The organism is Olleya sp. 1-3, assembly GCF_002836085.1.
Taxonomy (GTDB): Bacteria; Bacteroidota; Bacteroidia; order Flavobacteriales; family Flavobacteriaceae; genus Olleya; species Olleya namhaensis.
In genome coordinates this window covers 63,650-81,618 of sequence record NZ_PJBW01000012.1, presented here as the reverse complement: position 1 = coordinate 81,618, position 17,969 = coordinate 63,650, and the positions used below count along the sequence as shown (strand labels likewise).

General features: G+C 33.0%; 19 protein-coding genes. 13 read left to right on the top strand and 6 right to left on the bottom strand.

The annotated features are described in order from the left end of the window. The first annotated feature begins 15 nt into the window (after positions 1-15). From CXF54_RS12305 to CXF54_RS12285, 5 genes are all read left to right on the top strand, one after another. Complete coding sequence (locus CXF54_RS12305; RefSeq protein ID WP_101203786.1) at positions 16-684, top strand: hypothetical protein; 669 nt, start codon at positions 16-18, stop codon at positions 682-684. A 341-nt stretch (positions 685-1,025) separates the two neighbouring features. Continuing rightward, positions 1,026-1,805, top strand: coding sequence for a hypothetical protein (locus tag CXF54_RS12300; protein ID WP_101203785.1), 780 nt, complete (start codon positions 1,026-1,028; stop codon positions 1,803-1,805). A gap of 195 nt (positions 1,806-2,000) precedes the next feature. Next, the gene (locus CXF54_RS12295; protein WP_157823446.1) at positions 2,001-2,654 is read left to right on the top strand and encodes a hypothetical protein; all 654 of its coding nucleotides are present in this window, start codon (positions 2,001-2,003) and stop codon (positions 2,652-2,654) included. A gap of 183 nt (positions 2,655-2,837) precedes the next feature. Further along, positions 2,838-3,293 (top strand): hypothetical protein, encoded by a 456-nt coding sequence (locus tag CXF54_RS12290; protein ID WP_101203783.1) that lies wholly within the window; start codon positions 2,838-2,840, stop codon positions 3,291-3,293. Between the two features lie 170 nt (positions 3,294-3,463). After that, positions 3,464-3,637, top strand: coding sequence for a hypothetical protein (locus tag CXF54_RS12285; protein ID WP_157823445.1), 174 nt, complete (start codon positions 3,464-3,466; stop codon positions 3,635-3,637). Positions 3,638-3,712: 75 nt separating this feature from the next. Here CXF54_RS12285 and CXF54_RS12280 read toward each other — a convergent pair whose 3' ends face one another. Further along, on the bottom strand, positions 3,713-4,405 hold the full coding sequence (locus CXF54_RS12280) for a uracil-DNA glycosylase family protein (protein ID WP_101203781.1): 693 nt from the start codon (positions 4,403-4,405) through the stop codon (positions 3,713-3,715). A 151-nt stretch (positions 4,406-4,556) separates the two neighbouring features. On the opposite strand from CXF54_RS12280, the gene CXF54_RS12275 reads away from it, so the two are divergent. Next, positions 4,557-4,694: a 30S ribosomal protein THX gene (locus CXF54_RS12275; RefSeq protein WP_090841487.1), complete on the top strand. Its 138-nt coding sequence runs from the start codon at positions 4,557-4,559 to the stop codon at positions 4,692-4,694. On the opposite strand, the gene CXF54_RS12270 is transcribed toward CXF54_RS12275, so the two are convergent. The 4 genes from CXF54_RS12270 to CXF54_RS12255 all read right to left on the bottom strand — a co-directional run bounded on the left by CXF54_RS12270 (position 4,684) and on the right by CXF54_RS12255 (position 7,658). Continuing rightward, positions 4,684-5,022: a hypothetical protein gene (locus tag CXF54_RS12270; RefSeq protein WP_101203780.1), complete on the bottom strand. Its 339-nt coding sequence runs from the start codon at positions 5,020-5,022 to the stop codon at positions 4,684-4,686. The genes CXF54_RS12275 and CXF54_RS12270 overlap by 11 nt on opposite strands. Continuing rightward, a complete protein-coding gene (gene yaaA / locus CXF54_RS12265; RefSeq protein ID WP_101203779.1) occupies positions 4,979-5,737 on the bottom strand; it encodes a peroxide stress protein YaaA in 759 nt (252 codons plus the stop codon). The genes CXF54_RS12270 and yaaA overlap by 44 nt, the downstream gene beginning before the upstream one ends. Before the next feature lie 320 nt (positions 5,738-6,057). After that, positions 6,058-7,092, bottom strand: coding sequence for an RluA family pseudouridine synthase (locus CXF54_RS12260; protein WP_101203778.1), 1,035 nt, complete (start codon positions 7,090-7,092; stop codon positions 6,058-6,060). A gap of 2 nt (positions 7,093-7,094) precedes the next feature. Further along, a complete protein-coding gene (locus CXF54_RS12255) occupies positions 7,095-7,658 on the bottom strand; it encodes a PASTA domain-containing protein (protein WP_090841495.1) in 564 nt (187 codons plus the stop codon). 126 nt (positions 7,659-7,784) lie between these two features. Here CXF54_RS12255 and CXF54_RS12250 point away from each other — a divergent pair, with 126 nt between their 5' ends. Genes CXF54_RS12250 through coaD form a run of 3 tightly spaced genes read left to right on the top strand, consistent with a single transcriptional unit; the run spans position 7,785 to position 9,875 of the window. Continuing rightward, positions 7,785-8,759 (top strand): D-alanine--D-alanine ligase, encoded by a 975-nt coding sequence (locus CXF54_RS12250; protein ID WP_101203777.1) that lies wholly within the window; start codon positions 7,785-7,787, stop codon positions 8,757-8,759. A 38-nt stretch (positions 8,760-8,797) separates the two neighbouring features. After that, the gene (locus tag CXF54_RS12245) at positions 8,798-9,406 is read left to right on the top strand and encodes a hypothetical protein (RefSeq protein WP_101203776.1); all 609 of its coding nucleotides are present in this window, start codon (positions 8,798-8,800) and stop codon (positions 9,404-9,406) included. Positions 9,407-9,416: 10 nt separating this feature from the next. Next, the gene (gene coaD, locus CXF54_RS12240) at positions 9,417-9,875 is read left to right on the top strand and encodes a pantetheine-phosphate adenylyltransferase (protein ID WP_101203787.1); all 459 of its coding nucleotides are present in this window, start codon (positions 9,417-9,419) and stop codon (positions 9,873-9,875) included. Positions 9,876-10,084: 209 nt separating this feature from the next. On the opposite strand, the gene CXF54_RS12235 is transcribed toward coaD, so the two are convergent. Then, positions 10,085-11,746 carry a SulP family inorganic anion transporter gene (locus CXF54_RS12235; RefSeq protein WP_101203775.1) on the bottom strand — a complete coding sequence of 554 codons (1,662 nt, stop codon included), beginning with the start codon at positions 11,744-11,746 and terminating at the stop codon, positions 10,085-10,087. A 95-nt stretch (positions 11,747-11,841) separates the two neighbouring features. Here CXF54_RS12235 and CXF54_RS12230 point away from each other — a divergent pair, with 95 nt between their 5' ends. The 4 genes from CXF54_RS12230 to CXF54_RS12215 all read left to right on the top strand — a co-directional run bounded on the left by CXF54_RS12230 (position 11,842) and on the right by CXF54_RS12215 (position 17,968). Further along, on the top strand, positions 11,842-13,575 hold the full coding sequence (locus CXF54_RS12230) for a M14 family metallopeptidase (RefSeq protein WP_101203774.1): 1,734 nt from the start codon (positions 11,842-11,844) through the stop codon (positions 13,573-13,575). Positions 13,576-13,653: 78 nt separating this feature from the next. Then, positions 13,654-15,180 (top strand): carbon-nitrogen hydrolase family protein, encoded by a 1,527-nt coding sequence (locus CXF54_RS12225; RefSeq protein ID WP_101203773.1) that lies wholly within the window; start codon positions 13,654-13,656, stop codon positions 15,178-15,180. A gap of 107 nt (positions 15,181-15,287) precedes the next feature. Beyond that, positions 15,288-16,733, top strand: a complete 1,446-nt coding sequence (locus tag CXF54_RS12220) for a RimK family protein (protein WP_101020624.1) — start codon at positions 15,288-15,290, stop codon at positions 16,731-16,733. A gap of 2 nt (positions 16,734-16,735) precedes the next feature. Further along, positions 16,736-17,968 (top strand): glutamate-cysteine ligase family protein, encoded by a 1,233-nt coding sequence (locus CXF54_RS12215; RefSeq protein ID WP_101203772.1) that lies wholly within the window; start codon positions 16,736-16,738, stop codon positions 17,966-17,968. Position 17,969 lies beyond the last annotated feature (1 nt).

The following is a 17,969-nucleotide window of genomic DNA, read 5'->3' as shown; positions in this document are numbered from 1 at the left end:
GCTAAAACCTGAAAAATGAAATACGTAAAACAAGTTTCGATATTTATAATAATTCTGACTTTCGCAGGATGTTCAGTAAAGGAATATTATTTCCCAATGTCTGAATTGACTAGTGGAAAAGTCTATAAATACGAATGTAAATCTGAACCAAGCAAAACCCAATATTGGAAACTAACTTCGGATTTAAAAAATCAAATCCTGACTACAGAAGCATACGAAAGTGACTTCAGACAATATGAGTTGTTTAAAGAAAAAATTACTGATAAAGGAACTGAAGTCATTGAATTTACAAGTTATCTTAAAAACCAAAAAGGTCTTTTACTTCCAGTTTATAACATTCCGAAAGATGTTGATGTTTTCAGATGGAATAAAAAAGAACCTTATAAATATTCCGCAGAAACTGATTATGATGGAAAGTATAAAACGATATTTTCAAAAGAAAGAGAATATGTTGGAAAATCTAAAATCAGTATTCTCGGAAAAGAACACGAAGCAATTAAACTAAAAGAAAATTATAAAACTGTAGTTATGAATTCAACAGAAAAATTTGAATACACTCAATACAGTTATTATGTGAAAGGAATTGGTTTAGCGAAAATGGAAAAGGAATATTCAGACGGAAAAAAGGAAACTCTTGAACTGACTGAAATTATGACTATTGACGAATGGAATAAAAAGCAGTAGCTAACACCGTATAAAATTAATTGCTGGCTTCTCGCCTATTTACCAAAGTCCTAGCGGAATTTCTATCCGTGATTTATTTGTTAACCACAATTATAAGTTTTTTAAAACTTTTTTAGCAAATTGAGGATTACCGTAAAATTACCTCAAACACATCCTTTACATTTGAGAAATAGTTGCTTTATACAAATTACGTAGTTCTACGTATAGGAAATAGAGCTTGGTTTGTGTAGCTTAGCATCACCAATTTTAGGGCTAACAGTAAGTATATCACGTCACAATTTATTTGATATCAATAGCTTTAGTCAACTTAATACGAGTTACCAACCATTAAAACCAACCAAATGAAAAAACTACTAAAACTATTCATTCTACTTCCGTTAATTTCATTTTCTCAAGAAAAAAACTATTTAGTTGAAAACGGACAATATTATTTTACAAAATCACTTAACACAACGGATTCTGATGAGAGAATAACTACTAACCTTAATGGAAATTTAGAAATTAAGAGAAAACATATTTTACAAATTGTTAATTACGATTCTAAAACTGTTTCATTTCGTTATTTAACTTTTACAGATGACAAATTAAAAAAAATATATAATGAGGATAATGAAACCTTAAAAATGTCTATCGAAGATTTTAGCTTTTACACAAACAAATATTTATCAAGATTTAGAGAATGGAAAGTGGGAGCTTATACAGTTCCTATTAGAATTAGGTCTAAAAACGAAAATTTTGAATTTGAATCTAATTTATCTCTTGGTGCGAATATTGCCAAAGGAGTTAATTTTAGTAGATATGGAGATTTAGGCTATGCAGAAATATCTTTTGGAATTAGCTTAACAAAGGTTAATTTAACTGAAGACAATAGTGATATAAAAACAGTAAATCCTGATTTAAACACTTTATCTCAAAGTGCTTTAACAACATCATTTGGAATAGCTATCCATTTAGCCAAGAATGTGAATTTTGGACTTTTCTATGGATGGGATTTTCTTGAAGGCTCTGACCAAGAAAAATTGAAATGGATTCATAATAAAAAACCTTGGCTCGGATTTGGAATAAATGTTAGTTTTAATTCTAATGATTCTAATAATACAAGTGGTAAAACAGAACAATAAAATATACTTAATATGAAAAATCTATATTTAATATTAATTGCTATTCTACTATTTAGTTGCGGAACAACAAAAGGTGTAAAAAATCAATAAGGTCAATTGATTTAATAACACCAGAGTAAGCTAAAAATGACGATAATTTAATCTTCTTTGGAGAAGCAGAATATGATGACTATGATGAAGAATAAAACAACTATTATGAAAAAAGCTCTACTGTTAAGTGTAATTTCTATTGCACTTAACAGTTGTATGTCTATTGCTTGGATTGGCTATGACAAACCTGAAGATAGTGACTACATGTCCATAGAAAACGTTCCAATTAAAATAGGGATGCAAAATCTAAAAAATGAAAATCAAAGGAAAGCAATTGAGGAGGCAACAAAAGAAGTTTTTAGTATATTAAAGAGTGAAGAATTCAGAAAAAAAGTTGAATCTAAGGACTGGCTCATAAGTTGTAAAATAGAAAATGGTAATAAAGATATTTTAGATGGAAAAAGTGTATTTAAAATTTTAAATAAAGGTTATGTAAATTTATCTATAAATCCAAGAAAACCTTGGAGAGCTATTGCTCAAGCTCAAAAGTCTCAAACTGACCATACAAAAAACAGAATAGCCATTAAGCCTAAAAGAATAAATACTTGGTTTTCAAATAATATTGAAACCAAATCTGAATTAGTAAATACAATTGCCCACGAATTGACACATACTGTATCTTTCAAATTTTTGGATACAGGACACGGAACAGTTGAATGTCCAGATGCCGAACTTGTTAGTTATGGAATAGGCAATTTAGTAGCAAAAATGTGGATAGAAAAACAACTGTACACAACAACGTATATAACTCATAGCTAGATATTTTATTAATAGAAGTCAAGGTATATTTGCGAGTCCGCCAAATTTTTAAATTTGGCTTTTAGTAAAATAAAAAGAAAAAGAAAAAATTAAAAATTCAGCTAGTGTATAATCCGAAACGATAGTGTCTGTTTACACGCTACGTTTCATATACAAACCGTTGTAAAACATTTGACAAAAACCTTGAAGGACATATTTAAACTTGAGAAAAATTACGAAATCAACAGTTCTTTATCTAAAACTGATTTAGAGAAACATTTGAACAGTTTAAAGAACTTTGAATTTTATGACAATGGATTTAATATAAATGGTTCATTCGTACCTGATTTAGGTTGGGATGATTTTGCAAACCCAAAACTGATTTCTATAAGATTTGAGTTGGAAAACAGTAATTTGAAAAATATAAGAATTCGACCATCCATAGTTCTGAATATTTTCCTCACAGGTTTACTGTTAGGAATTATAATTATTCCAATAAAAGCAGTTACTGAAACTGAATTGAATGATAAAATTGGTCTCGGAATTACAGCTTGTGGATTTATATTCATTTTTTTAATTATTCGCTTTTTTACCAACCGAAAAATTAAGTTGACAAAGAAAAAATTAAAGATTGAATCAATCAAAGTGAACGAAAAATAATTTATAAGCGGAATAAAAACGTTTTACAACACCGTATAAAAATAATTGCGGTTTAGTGCTTAATCAAAGGTCGTTGCGTGTTTGTAACGTCCGATTATATACTTAAATTTAATACCTTTAATCAAAAATCAAACTTAAGTTATACATTAACGTTAGGGCACATTAAAAAAATGAATTTTCCTAAAATTGGTTTAATGGACACGATTAATATTGAGCAATTAAGAAAAGACTATAACCTTCCTCCTTACCGCGACTATTTTAATAGCATGACTATAAATCATTTTGAAATGAATAAACAAGCCATGTTAGACAGAGGCATAACGGAACCTAAATTATACAATTAAAAAGCCCTATAACAGTATTACTCTAAAACGCACTACATAATCCCATTTACACCATTTAAAGCTTTTAAACACACCCTAAAAAAACTCTCGATACTGCATGACTCTAAAATCAAAAGTATTAAATTTAGGGTTAGCTGCTTTTAATTGTTTGTATAATGGATTACTACCTATAGCTATATTGGCTGCTCCAGACCCTGAGGTCAAGGATACGGTTTTAATTAATCTTGGTTTGAGTAAGATTGGTTGAGTTGCTGTAGTTTCGGGACTTGGTAATACAAACTGATGTATTTTGGGTGTTATTTTTGAGACTAATTCTAATTTTAGATTGTAGTCTTTGATGTGTCTTCTAAAAAAATATTCTGGACCGTTTTTACTGTTTCCACCTGTAAACAACAAGGTCTCTACTGCGGGATATTTATGCAAATAGCCAATTAGGTCTCTTAGTTTAATATTGGTCATTCCTAGATCTGACGCATCAATTTTTTCGCGTTCTGCACTATCCACAATATCACAAACCCCTATTTTTTGTTGTATTAAAAAGGCTTTTCTTTGGTCTATTGCTTCTTGAGAGTTATCAAAACGCAATCCTAAATCATGTATTTTATCAATAAACAACCACAAGCTATTATAATAACTACCGTAGCAAAAGTCCACATCTTTTTCTAGTAACTGTCCTGTTGTAAAACGCGGTGGCGGTAAGGTACCTACAATTAATTTTGTAGTGTCCTTTTTTATAAAGGGTTGGTATGGATGTTTGTGTTTAAACATAGTTTTTAGCTATTAAAGTCCGTTAGTCCAGCAAACTTTATAACAACTTTAGGAGTATTACTTTGGCTAAAAATAGTCCTTTTTGTATCTTAAAATCAGTATTTAAAACTAATTATTTGCACTAGCGTGCCAATTAAAACAAAAACAAACTATGGGTAAAGGAGATAGAAAATCAAAACGAGGAAAAATTAATCGCGGTACTTTTGGTGTTAGACGCCCACGTATTAAAAAACGTGTGAGACCAGAAACTAAAATTAGTTTAGACAAAAAGGGTACGGTTAAACCTTAAACCTATCCCCTATTTTTTTTCCTATGACATAAGCACCATAAATGGCTAATAGCAATATTACTATGGTGCAAAATATGTAAAGTGGATATAAAATAACATGGTGTGCAGAGTTAAGACAAAAGGTGTCTGTAATACATACAGTAACCTCTTGATCGTACAGCATTGGCAATAAAAAGCTAACTGCTAATAGCACACCAATTACAGAGAACAAATACATGATGTTTTTGTTCTTTTTTGTTTTTCCGGTAGCCTTAAATAAATTACGTTGGTCTTTGGTACGTTTGTTATCTTGTAAAGACCAAGTCTTTTTGGGTTGAGAGGTTTCCATCAAATTGATAGTTATTATAGTTAAATTGTTTTAAATCGTCTACAGTTTTTGCATTGGTATCAATAACAAATTTAGCCATTAAACCACGTGCTTCTTTAGCATAAAACGATATTATTTTTAGCTTACCATTTTTAAACTCTTTAAAGTTAGCGGTTACAACCGGTACTTTTAGTGCTTTGGTGTCTATAGCCTTAAAATACTCGTTTGACGCTAGGTTTAAAAACAGCTCGTCATCCTCAAGCTCTTCGTTTAAAGCTGCTACGATGTCTTTTTTCCAAAACTCGTATAAATTTTTATTGCTTCCTACGGGTAACTTTGTTCCCATTTCTAAACGGTACGGTTGTATTAAATCCAATGGTTTTAACACCCCGTAAAGTCCTGATAAAATCCTAACTGTGTTTTGGGTTAACGCTAATTTATCCTCTGGGATATTGTAGGCATCTAGTCCTTTATAGACATCTCCGTTAAACGCGTAGATGGCAGGTCTGGCGTTGTCTTTAGTAAATGGTATGGTCCAGTCTTGATTACGGTCGTAATTAAGCTGTGCTAACTTGTCGCTAATACTCATCAATTTTGATAGGTCTTGCGGCGTTTGCTTTTTTAATACCGTATTTAGTTTTTTAGATTGCGCTAAAAACAAAGACTGAGTTGTTTTTGTTGTTGGTAATTTAGATTCAAAATCAAGGGATTTTGCTGGAGATATAACTAGTTTCATGATGTGTTTAATTTACTATTGGAGTCCCATTGTTTTGCAATGTTACTGCTTTGTATATAGTACGTTAATACATACCATAACTTATTGTTTTACTTATCACGAAATTACGAATTACACTTTGGTTATAAAAGCTGAATCTATAGTAATTTACAATACTAAAATTTGATTTTACTATGATGTACCGTGTTGCGTTAGGGATAGTAGTGGCATCCTTTTTTTGCTGCCATAAATGGCAAAAAAAGATATAACGGATAGCGCGACCCTTATCCTGATTTTTTTTTCAGGATAAGGGTAACGTCCAAAATATCTTAGACTAGTTATTATTCCATGTGTTTTGAGTAACCTCTCCACTTTTCGATACAGTTTGCTATATCTTCTGGGATTGGAGACTCAAAGCTCATAAACTTATTTGTTGTAGGGTGTACAAATCCTAATGTTTTTGCATGTAGGGCTTGACGTGGTAATACTTTAAAGCAGTTGTCTACAAATTGCTTGTATTTTGTAAACGTGGTCCCTTTTAAGATTAGGTTTCCGCCGTAACGCTCGTCATTAAATAAAGTATGTCCAATATGTTTCATGTGCACACGGATCTGGTGTGTACGTCCGGTTTCTAACTTGCAAGTTACTAAGGTTACATATCCTAAACGCTCTATAACTTTATAGTGTGTTACTGCGGGTTTACCTTTGTCTGCTTCGTCGTCAAAAAACACGGTGTTTTGTAATCTATTTTTTGGGTGTCGTCCAATGTTACCTTCTATGGTCCCTTCTTCCTCGTCCATATTACCCCAAACTATGGCTACGTATTCGCGCTCGCTAGTTTTGGCTTTAAATTGCGCAGACAGATGTGCCATAGCAACTTCTGTTTTTGCTACCACTAACAATCCTGAGGTGTCTTTGTCAATCCTGTGGACTAATCCTGGACGGTCACTAGAGTTGTTTGGTAGGTTATCAAAATGGAATATTAATGCGTTGATTAACGTCCCAGAGTAATTACCGTGTCCTGGATGCACAACCATACCTGCTGGTTTATTGACTACCAATAATTGGTCGTCTTCATAAACAACATCTAATGGTAGATCTTCTCCTACTAGAAGATTCTCGTGCGGTGGATAGGCTAAACGTACTGCAATAGCATCGTCCGGCTTGACCTTGTAGTTTGATTTTACAGGCACCTCATTAACAAATATGCTTCCATTTTTGGCAGCATCTTGTATTTTGTTACGTGTTGCGTTTTCGATTTTGTTCATCAACCATTTGTCTATTCGTAATGGTTTTTGACCTTTATCTGCAACAAACGTGTGGTGCTCGTACAACGTTCCTTCTTCTTCTGGTAATTCTGGTGTATAGTCGTTCATAATTAGTTACCTCCTGGACGATTACCGTTACCTAAAACCACATCAATTTTTGATGTTTTTGGTAATTTTGTATTAGGCTCTAAAACACTGCCATTATAACGTAGTCCTAAGACCATGTCTTTACCAATATTATCTATGTAGGTTGTTTTTCCAACTTGAAAACCTAAGGCTTCTATCATTGGTCTAGCTTGCCTAAACGACTTTTGGCGTAAATCAGGCACTGCTATTTTACGGTAGCCAGAGGGATTTAAGGTGATATATATTTTACGGTTTTCCTTTACTTGCTCACTAGCTTTCGGGTCTTGATCTATCACAGAAAACTTTGGGTAATCTGGATTAAAATTAGCAGAATCTTGAATTTGCATTACCAAATTATTTTCATCTAACTCTATCTGAGCAACTTCTATGGATTTTCCTTTTAAATCTGGCACAGTTTGAAACTCGCCATTATTGGTTGTAATGTCCAACCATTTTAAGATTAAAAATCCAATTACAAACAAAGCAACTATAGCAATTGCTAATTGTATAAAAAACGCTTTACTTTTAAGAAAACTGATCACACTCATTTAACTAATTTTTGTAGGCAAATATATAAAAACTAAAAGGTTTTATCTTCGGAATAAAATAAATGATATTTTTACAAAACGAATATTATACTACTTTATTGGATATCTGATATAATTTAGATTTAAATGAAAAAAAACATTGCCATAATAATGGGAGGTTATTCTAGCGAATACAAGATCTCTCTTAACAGCGGAAACGTTGTATATCAAAATTTAGACAACACTAAATACATTGGTTATCGCATACATATTTTTAAAGACAAATGGGTGTATGTTGATGCTAATGACACTGAATTTACAATTGATAAAAACGATTTTTCTGTTACTGTAAATGACACAAAAATAACGTTTGATTGTGTGTTTAACGCCATACATGGTAGTCCTGGAGAAGATGGTTTTATGCAAGGTTACTTTGCCTTGATAAATATGCCACAAACTAGCTGTGACATGTATCAAGCGGGTTTAACCTTTAACAAAAGAGACTGTTTAAGTGTTTTAAAACCTTACGGAATTTTAACCGCTGAGAGTTATTACCTTAATCTTGGAGATGTTATTAATGAAACTGAAATTGTTGCCAAAGTAGACTTACCTTGTTTTGTAAAAGCAAATAAAGCCGGTAGTAGTTTTGGTATTAGTAAAGTGCATAAAAAAGAAGATTTACAACAGGCTATTGACGTTGCGTTTAAAGAAGATGATGAGATTATAATCGAATCGTTTTTAGATGGTGTAGAAGTATCTGTTGGAGTGATTACTTATAAAGGTGAAACTAAGGTATTACCGATTACAGAAATTGTAAGCGAGAACGATTTTTTTGACTACGAAGCCAAATATTTAGGCAAATCTCAAGAAATTACGCCTGCCAGATTAACAAAAACACAAGAAGAACAGGTCAATACCGTTGCAAAAAAGGTCTATGAGGTTTTAAAAATGAAAGGATTTTCTAGAAGTGAGTTTATTTTTAAAAATGGCGAACCACATTTATTAGAAATGAATACCATTCCTGGATTAACAACTGCTAGTATTTTACCTCAACAAGCACAAGCTGCTGGGATATCCATGCAAGACTTGTTTAGCAGTGCTATTGAAGAAGCTTTAAAATAAAAAGCATATATTTAAATACTAACCAAACCACTATACACATGATTTTTTACGGAAGCAAAGCCTCTAAAATAAAAGAAGGCACTCTAAGCAATACAAAATGTCCGGATTGCGAAGATGGACGCAGTATGCGTTATACCATTTTTGGAAAATATGCCTATTTATATTGGATCCCGATGTTTCCGATTGGTAAAGAAAACATACTAGAATGTACTAGCTGTAAAAGGACGTATAAACTAAAAGAGCTTCCTAATCAGGTTAAAGAAAAATTTAAATTAGAAAAAGCAGATGCTAAATATCCACTTTGGTATTTTAGTGGCTTAGCTGTTTTAGCTGTTATTATTGCTTTTTTAGTGTATTCTGGTAAACAGAATGCCGAAAACGAAAAACGCTACATAGAAGATCCTGCTGTAGGTGATGTTTACGCTTTAGAAACACCACAAAAAGGATATTATAGCACAATGAAGATTAACAAAATTACAACCGACAGTATTTTTGTAATTTATAATGACATGTCTATTGATAAAAAATCAAAGACCTACAAAATAGACAAACCTGAAAATTATAATACAGAATTTGATGGATACTCAAAAACTGAGATAAAATCTCTTTTTGCAAACGGAACCATCTACGATGTTGATAGAGACTAAAAAACAAAACATGAGACGTGCACTTTTCCCTGGATCTTTTGATCCGATTACCCTAGGTCATTACGATATTATTAAACGTGGTATCAAACTTTTTGACGAAGTTATTGTTGCTATTGGTGTTAACTCTGAAAAAAAATACATGTTTTCTTTAGAAGAAAGAAAACGCTTTTTAGAAGATACTTTTAAGGACGAACCAAAAGTAAAAATTGTAACCTACAAAGGCTTAACTATAGATTTTTGTAAAGTTGTAGATGCCCAATTTATTTTACGTGGTTTGCGTAATCCTGCAGATTTTGAATTCGAAAAAGCAATTGCACATACCAACCGTAAACTTTCTAAAATTGAAACCGTGTTTTTGCTAACTGCTGCAAGAACAAGTTATATCTCTTCTTCTATTGTTAGAGAAGTTATTAGAAACAATGGAGACTACACGGTGTTAGTACCCGATAGTGTTAGGACTAATAATTAGGCATTAGGCATTAGGCATTAGGCATTAGGCATTAGGCATTAGGCATTAGGCATTAGGCATTAGGCATTAGGCATTAGGCATTAGGCATTAGGCATTAGGCAAAACTAAAAAAAGCATCACGATTTAAATCATGATGCTTTTTTTTAGTTAAGAACGAGTCCTTTTTCCTTTTAACTTCTACCTTCTGCCTATTTAAAGACAAAACAGATCTAAAACTTATATTCTGACAAAGGCTTAGGGAAATCCTCAGGATTAGCTGCTAAATGGTATCTAGGATCGTCTATATCTTCGACAACCACTTCTCTAAACTTAGGACTAGATTTATACAGTAATACTTTACAATCTTCGCTTAAATGCTTTAAACGGATTTGCTTACCTTCTTTCTCATACTTTTCTACTAGATTAAAAATAGCTTCTAAAGCAGAATGGTCGCTAATTCTAGATTCGACAAAATCTATTTCAATTTTATCAGGATCGTTTTTAGCATCAAACTTCTCATTAAATGCTTGGATACTTCCAAAAAATAATGGTCCCCAGATTTCGTAAATCTTAGTTCCATCTGCTTTGATACGTTTTCTTGCTCTAATTTTAGTTGCGTTTTCCCATGCAAATACTAATGCTGAAATTATTACTCCAATAAATACAGCCACTGCTAAATCTACAAACACCGTTACTAAAGACACTGTAATAAGCACCACTGCATCAGACTTAGGTATTTTTTTTAAAATTCTAAAACTTGACCATGCAAATGTTTCAATAACCATCATAAACATGACACCAACTAGCGCTGCAATTGGCACCATTTCTATTAATTGATCAGCAAATAATATAAACGATAATAATGTTACCGCCATCATGATACCAGATAGTCTTCCACGTCCACCTGCATTAATATTAATAACTGTTTGACCAATCATACCACAACCACCAGTACCACCAAATAGCCCAGAAACAATATTCCCGGCACCTTGTGCGACACATTCTCTGTTTCCATTTCCTCTAGTTTCTGTTAACTCGTCCACTAAATTCATAGTCATTAAAGACTCAATTAATCCAACAGATGCTGCTAAAAACGCAGGTATTGCAATAAACTTTAAAGTATCTAAATTAAACGGTAATTTCTCCCAAAGCTCCATATTAGGTGTTGGAAATTCGCCTTTTAAACCTGTACCACCACCTTCAACAATATAAGATCCAACGGTAGACACATCCATATTAAAACCAATAACTATTAAACTAGTCACCAATATTGCAGTTAATGCTGCGGGCAATTTTTTAGTTATTTTAGGTAATCCCCAAATAATACCCATAGTTAGTAATACTAAACCAATCATGATATATAATTCAGACCCTTGCATATAAGTACTAATGTATTCCTTTACTCCTGCATCAGAAATTTGTAATGATTTATGAGAGAACATTTTTACTTGTGCCATAAAGATTACAATAGACAACCCGTTTACAAACCCCATCATTACTGGATGCGGAATCAAACGCACAAAACGTCCTAATTTAAAAACACCTGCTAATATTTGAATCACTCCCATTAAAACCACACAGGCCATCAGATAGAAAAACCCCATATTTTCAATAGGCGTATCCATCAACATTCCTTTGGTATGTCCATCGGCAATCATAGTCACAAAAATAACTGCCACTGCTCCTGCTGCTCCAGATATTAAACCTGGTCTACCTCCAAAAATAGCTGTAATTAAACCTATAATAAAAGCACCTGACAATGCCATTAATGGATCAATTTGCGCTACAAACGCAAACGCCACCACCTCTGGAATCATAGCTAGAGACACTGTTATCCCGGCTAAAACATCATCTTTTGCATTCGGAATTATCTTTCTAATAAACTCAGTCATATCTTCAATTTTTCAAGCTGCAAAAGTACGTTTAATTACAACAATCACAAGTCTATAGTATTATATTTGTGTAACCACTTTTTAAAAAACTACCAATGAAAAAAATATTAGTCCTTTTAATTTTAATCGTTTCTTGCAAACCATCCACTAAGACTAACTATGATTTTGAAACTATTTTTGAAAAATCTAATGGATTAGAAACAGCGACTTACCAACAGACTATTACCTTTTACAATAATTTAGCATCGACTTACCCTTCAATATCTATAGACTCTTTAGGTCAAACAGACTCCGGAAAACCATTACATATAGTAACTTTAAACCCTGATGGCAATTTCAATTTTGAAAACATCAAAAAGGACAAGCGCATCTTACTAATTAATAACGGAATCCATCCTGGAGAATCCGATGGTATTGACGCTACAATGCTATTATTTAGAGACATTGCGGATGGTACTATTGCAATCCCAAAACATACTGTATTAACTACAATCCCGATTTATAATGTGGGTGGAAGCTTAAACCGAAACACAAGCACAAGAACCAATCAAAACGGACCAAAAGCATATGGCTTTAGAGGTAATGCTAGAAACTATGATCTAAACAGAGATTTTATAAAAAGTGACACTAAAAACGCCAAGACGTTTGCACAGATTTTTCATTTAGTACAACCTGATGTTTTTATTGATAATCACGTTAGTAATGGTGCAGATTACCAATACACCCTAACCCATTTATTTACACAACACAACAAACTAGGTGGCGCATTAGGAGACTATTTACACAGCAAGATGCAACCTAACTTAGAACATAAATTAGCTGATAAAAAATGGGACATCACACCTTATGTCAATGTTTTTAACACGGTTCCCGAAGCTGGATTTAGCCAATTTATGGACAGCCCGCGCTACTCCACTGGATACACAACATTATTTAACACTTTGGGCATGATGGTAGAAACACACATGCTCAAACCCTATAAGCAACGTGTAGAAGGGACTTATGAGTTAATGAAATCTATGATAGAAATTATAGAAGAAGACCATGAGCAAATAAAAACACTACGCCTAGAGGCGAATCAAAAACTGTTGGCTAAAACAACTTACCCATTACTATGGGAAATTGATACTACAAAAACCACAACATTACAATTTAAAGGTTTTGAAGGTCACAGAATACCAAGTAATATTACCGAAGCCGATCGTTTAAAATACGACGTCAACAAACCTTTTACAAAACCTGTTACCTATCAGAACTACTTCAAACCTAGTGTTGAGGTTAGTGTTCCAAAAGCCTACATTATACCTCAAGGTTGGTGGCATGTTATTGAACTTTTAAAGTTGAATAATGTAGCACTAAAAACGTTAACCAAGGACACAACCATAACGGTACAATCTTATAAAATTGATGCGTTTGAAACTAGAACAAGAGCTTATGAGGGACATTACCAACATTATAATACTTCAATAAAAGCCTCAGAGGAAAACATTCTTTTTACAAAAGGAGATTTTCTAATTGAAACCAATCAAACGGCGTTTAGGTATCTAATTGAAACTTTAGAACCTCAAGCTCCAGATTCATTTTTTAACTGGAATTTCTTTGATACAATCTTGCAACAAAAAGAAGGATTTTCGCCTTACGTTTGGGAAGATAAAGCCGAATTATTATTGGCGCAAAATCCAAAACTTAAAATAAATTTCAATCTTAAAAAATCGTACGATAAAGACTTCGCAACTAACTGGTACTCACAACTAGACTGGTTGCACAAACAGAGTCCAAATTACGAGAAATCACACTTACAATATCCTGTTTTCAGAGTGGAAAAATAAATGTAAAAAATATTTTTTTTAGTTGTTTTTTCAATTTGTTTTTATACTACATTTACTATAAAAATCAAGTAAATAAAAATGAACCCACAAGACATTGAAAATATAGAATTAGCATATCTAACTCTAGATGATTATCAAGAGTTAAAAGAGGCTATGCAAGAAGCATATAAGTCTATGCCTAATTTATATTGGAGAGAACATCAAATTAAAACCTTAATAGACAAGTTTCCGGAAGGACAAGTTGTTATTAAAATCAACAATCAAATTGCAGGTTGTGCATTATCTATAATAGTAGATTACGATAGGATTGAAGAAGAACACACCTACGAGGATATTACAGGTAATTACTCTTTTAACACACATACCAAATCTGGAGATGTGCTTTATGGTATTGATGTTTTTATAAAACCTAAATTTAGAGGATTACGTTTAGGGAGACGTTTGTATGATTATAGAAAAGAATTATGCGAACAACTTAACCTAAGAGGTATTGTTTTTGGCGGTCGTATTCCAAACTACCACAATCACCAAGATAAAATGACGCCGAAGGAATACATGGATAAAGTGAAGCGTAAAGAAATCCATGATTCTGTTTTAAACTTTCAAATATCAAACGACTTTCACCCACTACGTGTTTTAAAAGGCTACTTAGAAGGGGATAAAGACTCTGGAGAATTTGCGGTGCTTTTAGAATGGGATAATATTTATTACAAAAAACCATCTAAAAAAGCAGCTACCAAGAAAAAAGTAGTGCGTTTAGGTCTTATACAGTGGCAAATGCGATTGTATAAGGATTTGGAAGAATTAATGCAACAAGCCGAATATTTTGTGGATGCCGTATCTGGATACCGTTCTGACTTTGCGTTATTCCCTGAGTTTTTTAACGCGCCTTTAATGGCTACCAACAACCACTTACCGGTATCTGAAGCTATTAGAGAATTAGCAAAACATACGGATGAGATTGTACAACGCTTTTCGGAATTAGCAATTACGTATAACATCAATATTATTACAGGAAGTTTTCCAGAAATGAAAGACGACCTATTATATAACGTTGGATATTTATGTAGACGTGATGGAACATTAGAACGTTATGAAAAATTACACGTCACACCTGATGAAGCTAAAGTTTGGGGTATGCAAGGTGGTAACAAACTACAGGCATTTGATACCGATTGCGGAAAAATAGGAATTTTAATTTGCTACGATTCTGAGTTCCCGGAGTTAAGCAGATTATTAGCTGATGAGGGTATGGACATATTATTTGTTCCGTTTTTAACGGATACACAAAATGGGTATTCTAGAGTCCGTCATTGTGCACAAGCACGTGCTATAGAAAACGAATGTTATGTTGCTATTGCAGGTAGCGTTGGTAACTTACCAAAAGTACACAACATGGACATCCAATATGCGCAGTCGATGGTGTTTACGCCTTGCGATTTTGCGTTCCCTGCAAATGGTATAAAAGCAGAAGCTACAGCAAACACAGAAATGATTTTAATTGCAGATGTAGACATAGATTTACTACGCGAATTAAACCAATTTGGTAGCGTTAGAAACCTAAAAGACAGACGTAAAGACATTTTCAGCTTGACTAAAAAATAGGCTTTACTATTTATTAAAAAATTAACTAAACTGGTTTTACTTTTTGTAAAACCAGTTTAAAAATAATACAACTTTACTTATAATTTATATCGCGATCATCGCATAAAATGAACAAATACATCGTTGTCAATCAACCTGAAAAATGGCATTTTTCGATTGAGAATATTACGGTAATTTCTTCTCAAGACTATCTTACCAATCCTAAGTTTTCACTTTTAAAAAAAGCGAGAATATTTAACCTTTGCAAAGACTACAGCTATCAATCTAAAGGGTATTACGTGTCTTTATTAGCAGAAGCCAGAGGTCATTTAGCCATTCCTACGGTTAGAAACATTGTAGATTTAAAAACATTAAAACTCGTTAAAATTGTATCGGACGAGTTTGATGATGTTATCCAACAAAGTTTAAAAAGTATTAAATCAAGAGAATTTACATTGAGCATCTATTTTGGACAAAATGTAGCTCAAAAATATAAAGAGCTAAGCAGCTTATTCTATAAACATTTTCAAGTACCTTTTTTACGCATTAAGTTTCATCATAACAACAAATGGAACATACAAAGTATTAAAGCCATTTCAGAATCCGAAATCCCTGCCGATCATATCGAAAGTGTCAACGTATTCGCCAATCAATATTTTGCAAAAAAACGTTACGACACACCTAAATTAGCGACTTCTGATTTCGATTTAGCGATTTTAGTTAACCCTAACGATCCCGCGCCTCCAAGCAACGCCAAAGCCTTAAAAAAGTTTATTGATATTGCTGAAAAAATGAATATTTATGCCGAAATCATAGAACCTAAAGACTTAAGTCGCCTATCGTCTTTTGATGCTTTATTTATTAGACAAAGTACAGAAGTTAATAATGAAGCCTATGCTTTTGCTAGAAAAGCACAACAAGAAGGACTTGCTATTATTGACTACCCTGAGGCTATTTTAAAATGTTGCAACAAAGTATATATGGCAGAAGCCTTAAACAATGCACATATTGCAACGCCAAAAACAGTCATTGTACATAAAGAGAATAGAGCATTAGTTTTAGAACAAGTTGGATTACCATGTGTGTTAAAAGCGCCAGATAGCACGTTTTCGTTTGGTGTAAAAAAAGCAAAAACAGCAGCCGAATATGATACTTTAGTCTCTGAAATGCTTAAAGAATCAGACTTAATTATTGCGCAAGAGTTTTGCCCATCTGATTACGATTGGCGCATTGGAATTATAGATGACGTGCCTTTTTATGCCTGTAAATACTATATGGCAAAAGGACATTGGCAAATCTATAATTGGAATGCCGATAAAAAAAACGATCAAGATGGTGACGCAGATTGCCTACCAATAGAAGACGTCCCAAAAACAGTTATTACTATGGCTATAAAATCGGCTAAACTGATGGGGAAAGGTTTATATGGTATTGACATCAAAGTGGTAAACAATACACCAATGGTTATTGAAATTAATGATAACCCTAACATTGACTTTGGAGTAGAAGACGCATTTTATGGTGATCTAGTCTACACAAAAATATTGAATGCTTTAAAAACAAGATTGGAATAATTATGGGTAAAAAGTATCACTTATTTGAGGTCTATGGAATAGAGCTTGAATACATGTTGGTTAACACTAATAGCTTTAAAGTGGCACCTATTGTTGATGTATTACTAACTAAAAAGAATGGCGAATTAACTTCTGATATTGAAAACGGAACCATTGCTTGGAGTAATGAGTTGGTTGCCCATGTGGTAGAATTAAAGACCAATGGACCAACTAAAGATTTAAATTCGTTAGCGGAAGCATTTCATAAAAACGTATTAGAAATTAATGCGTTACTAAAACCGCTACAAGCTAATTTACTACCTACAGCATGTCACCCGACAATGGATCCTTTAAAAGACACACAATTATGGAAACACAGTTATAGTGAAGTGTATGAGTTGTACAATAGGATTTTTGACTGTAAAGGTCATGGCTGGAGTAATGTCCAAAGCACACACATTAACCTCCCTTTTTATGATGATAAAGAATTTGAAAAACTACACGCAGCCGTTAGGGTAATTTTACCGCTATTACCAGGATTGTGTGCCAGCTCTCCAATATTAGATGGTAAAGTAACAGGTTTTAAAGATACTAGATTAGAGTATTATAAAACCAACCAAAAAGAAATTCCAGAAATGACAGGGTTAGTTATTCCGGAGCGCGTCTTTACAAAAGCAGATTACTACGCAACTATTTTTGAACCCATAAAAAAAGCCATTAAAAAGCATGACACTAACAATATCTTAGATCATCACTTTTTAAATAGTCGTGGTGCCATTGCTAGATTTGACAGAAATGCTATTGAAATTAGATTAGTAGATATACAAGAATGTCCAAAAGCAGACATTGCCATTTGCGCATTAATAATTGAAGTTTTAAAGCTATTAGTTAATGGAGAAACGGTAGGACTTAAAAAGCAAGAAAAATGGTTAAAACAAGATCTTTATGCTATTTTGAATAATACTATAAAAGACGGAGAACTTTACAACATCTCTGACTTAAACTATTTAGAGCTATTTGATTTAAACGACGCTGCCACGGTAAAAGACATATGGAAACATCTATACAGTCTAGTTAAAGAAAACATCTCTGAGGACTACCAAAAAGCGTTAGAGACTATCCTTACACATGGTACATTATCTACTAGAATTGTTACCGCATTAAAACAAGATGTTTCAGTTAAAAACATAACTCACATTTATAATCAACTAGCCCAATGTTTGCAAAACAACGTGCTATTTACACCCACGGTTTAAA

Bases quoted from the DNA above. Each gene is read 5' to 3' on its own strand.
- CXF54_RS12285 (WP_157823445.1), top strand. From the start codon at position 3,464: ATGAATTTTCCTAAAATTGGTTTAATGGACACGATTAATATTGAGCAA.
- CXF54_RS12275 (WP_090841487.1), top strand. From the start codon at position 4,557: ATGGGTAAAGGAGATAGAAAATCAAAACGAGGAAAAATTAATCGCGGT.
- yaaA (WP_101203779.1), bottom strand. From the start codon at position 5,737: ATGAAACTAGTTATATCTCCAGCAAAATCCCTTGATTTTGAATCTAAA.
- CXF54_RS12235 (WP_101203775.1), bottom strand. From the start codon at position 11,746: ATGACTGAGTTTATTAGAAAGATAATTCCGAATGCAAAAGATGATGTT.
- CXF54_RS12305 (WP_101203786.1), top strand. From the start codon at position 16: ATGAAATACGTAAAACAAGTTTCGATATTTATAATAATTCTGACTTTC.
- CXF54_RS12215 (WP_101203772.1), top strand. From the start codon at position 16,736: ATGGGTAAAAAGTATCACTTATTTGAGGTCTATGGAATAGAGCTTGAA.
- CXF54_RS12250 (WP_101203777.1), top strand. From the start codon at position 7,785: ATGAAAAAAAACATTGCCATAATAATGGGAGGTTATTCTAGCGAATAC.
- CXF54_RS12245 (WP_101203776.1), top strand. From the start codon at position 8,798: ATGATTTTTTACGGAAGCAAAGCCTCTAAAATAAAAGAAGGCACTCTA.
- CXF54_RS12225 (WP_101203773.1), top strand. From the start codon at position 13,654: ATGAACCCACAAGACATTGAAAATATAGAATTAGCATATCTAACTCTA.
- CXF54_RS12255 (WP_090841495.1), bottom strand. From the start codon at position 7,658: ATGAGTGTGATCAGTTTTCTTAAAAGTAAAGCGTTTTTTATACAATTA.
- coaD (WP_101203787.1), top strand. From the start codon at position 9,417: ATGAGACGTGCACTTTTCCCTGGATCTTTTGATCCGATTACCCTAGGT.
- CXF54_RS12300 (WP_101203785.1), top strand. From the start codon at position 1,026: ATGAAAAAACTACTAAAACTATTCATTCTACTTCCGTTAATTTCATTT.
- CXF54_RS12270 (WP_101203780.1), bottom strand. From the start codon at position 5,022: ATGGAAACCTCTCAACCCAAAAAGACTTGGTCTTTACAAGATAACAAA.
- CXF54_RS12260 (WP_101203778.1), bottom strand. From the start codon at position 7,092: ATGAACGACTATACACCAGAATTACCAGAAGAAGAAGGAACGTTGTAC.
- CXF54_RS12295 (WP_157823446.1), top strand. From the start codon at position 2,001: ATGAAAAAAGCTCTACTGTTAAGTGTAATTTCTATTGCACTTAACAGT.
- CXF54_RS12230 (WP_101203774.1), top strand. From the start codon at position 11,842: ATGAAAAAAATATTAGTCCTTTTAATTTTAATCGTTTCTTGCAAACCA.
- CXF54_RS12280 (WP_101203781.1), bottom strand. From the start codon at position 4,405: ATGTTTAAACACAAACATCCATACCAACCCTTTATAAAAAAGGACACT.
- CXF54_RS12220 (WP_101020624.1), top strand. From the start codon at position 15,288: ATGAACAAATACATCGTTGTCAATCAACCTGAAAAATGGCATTTTTCG.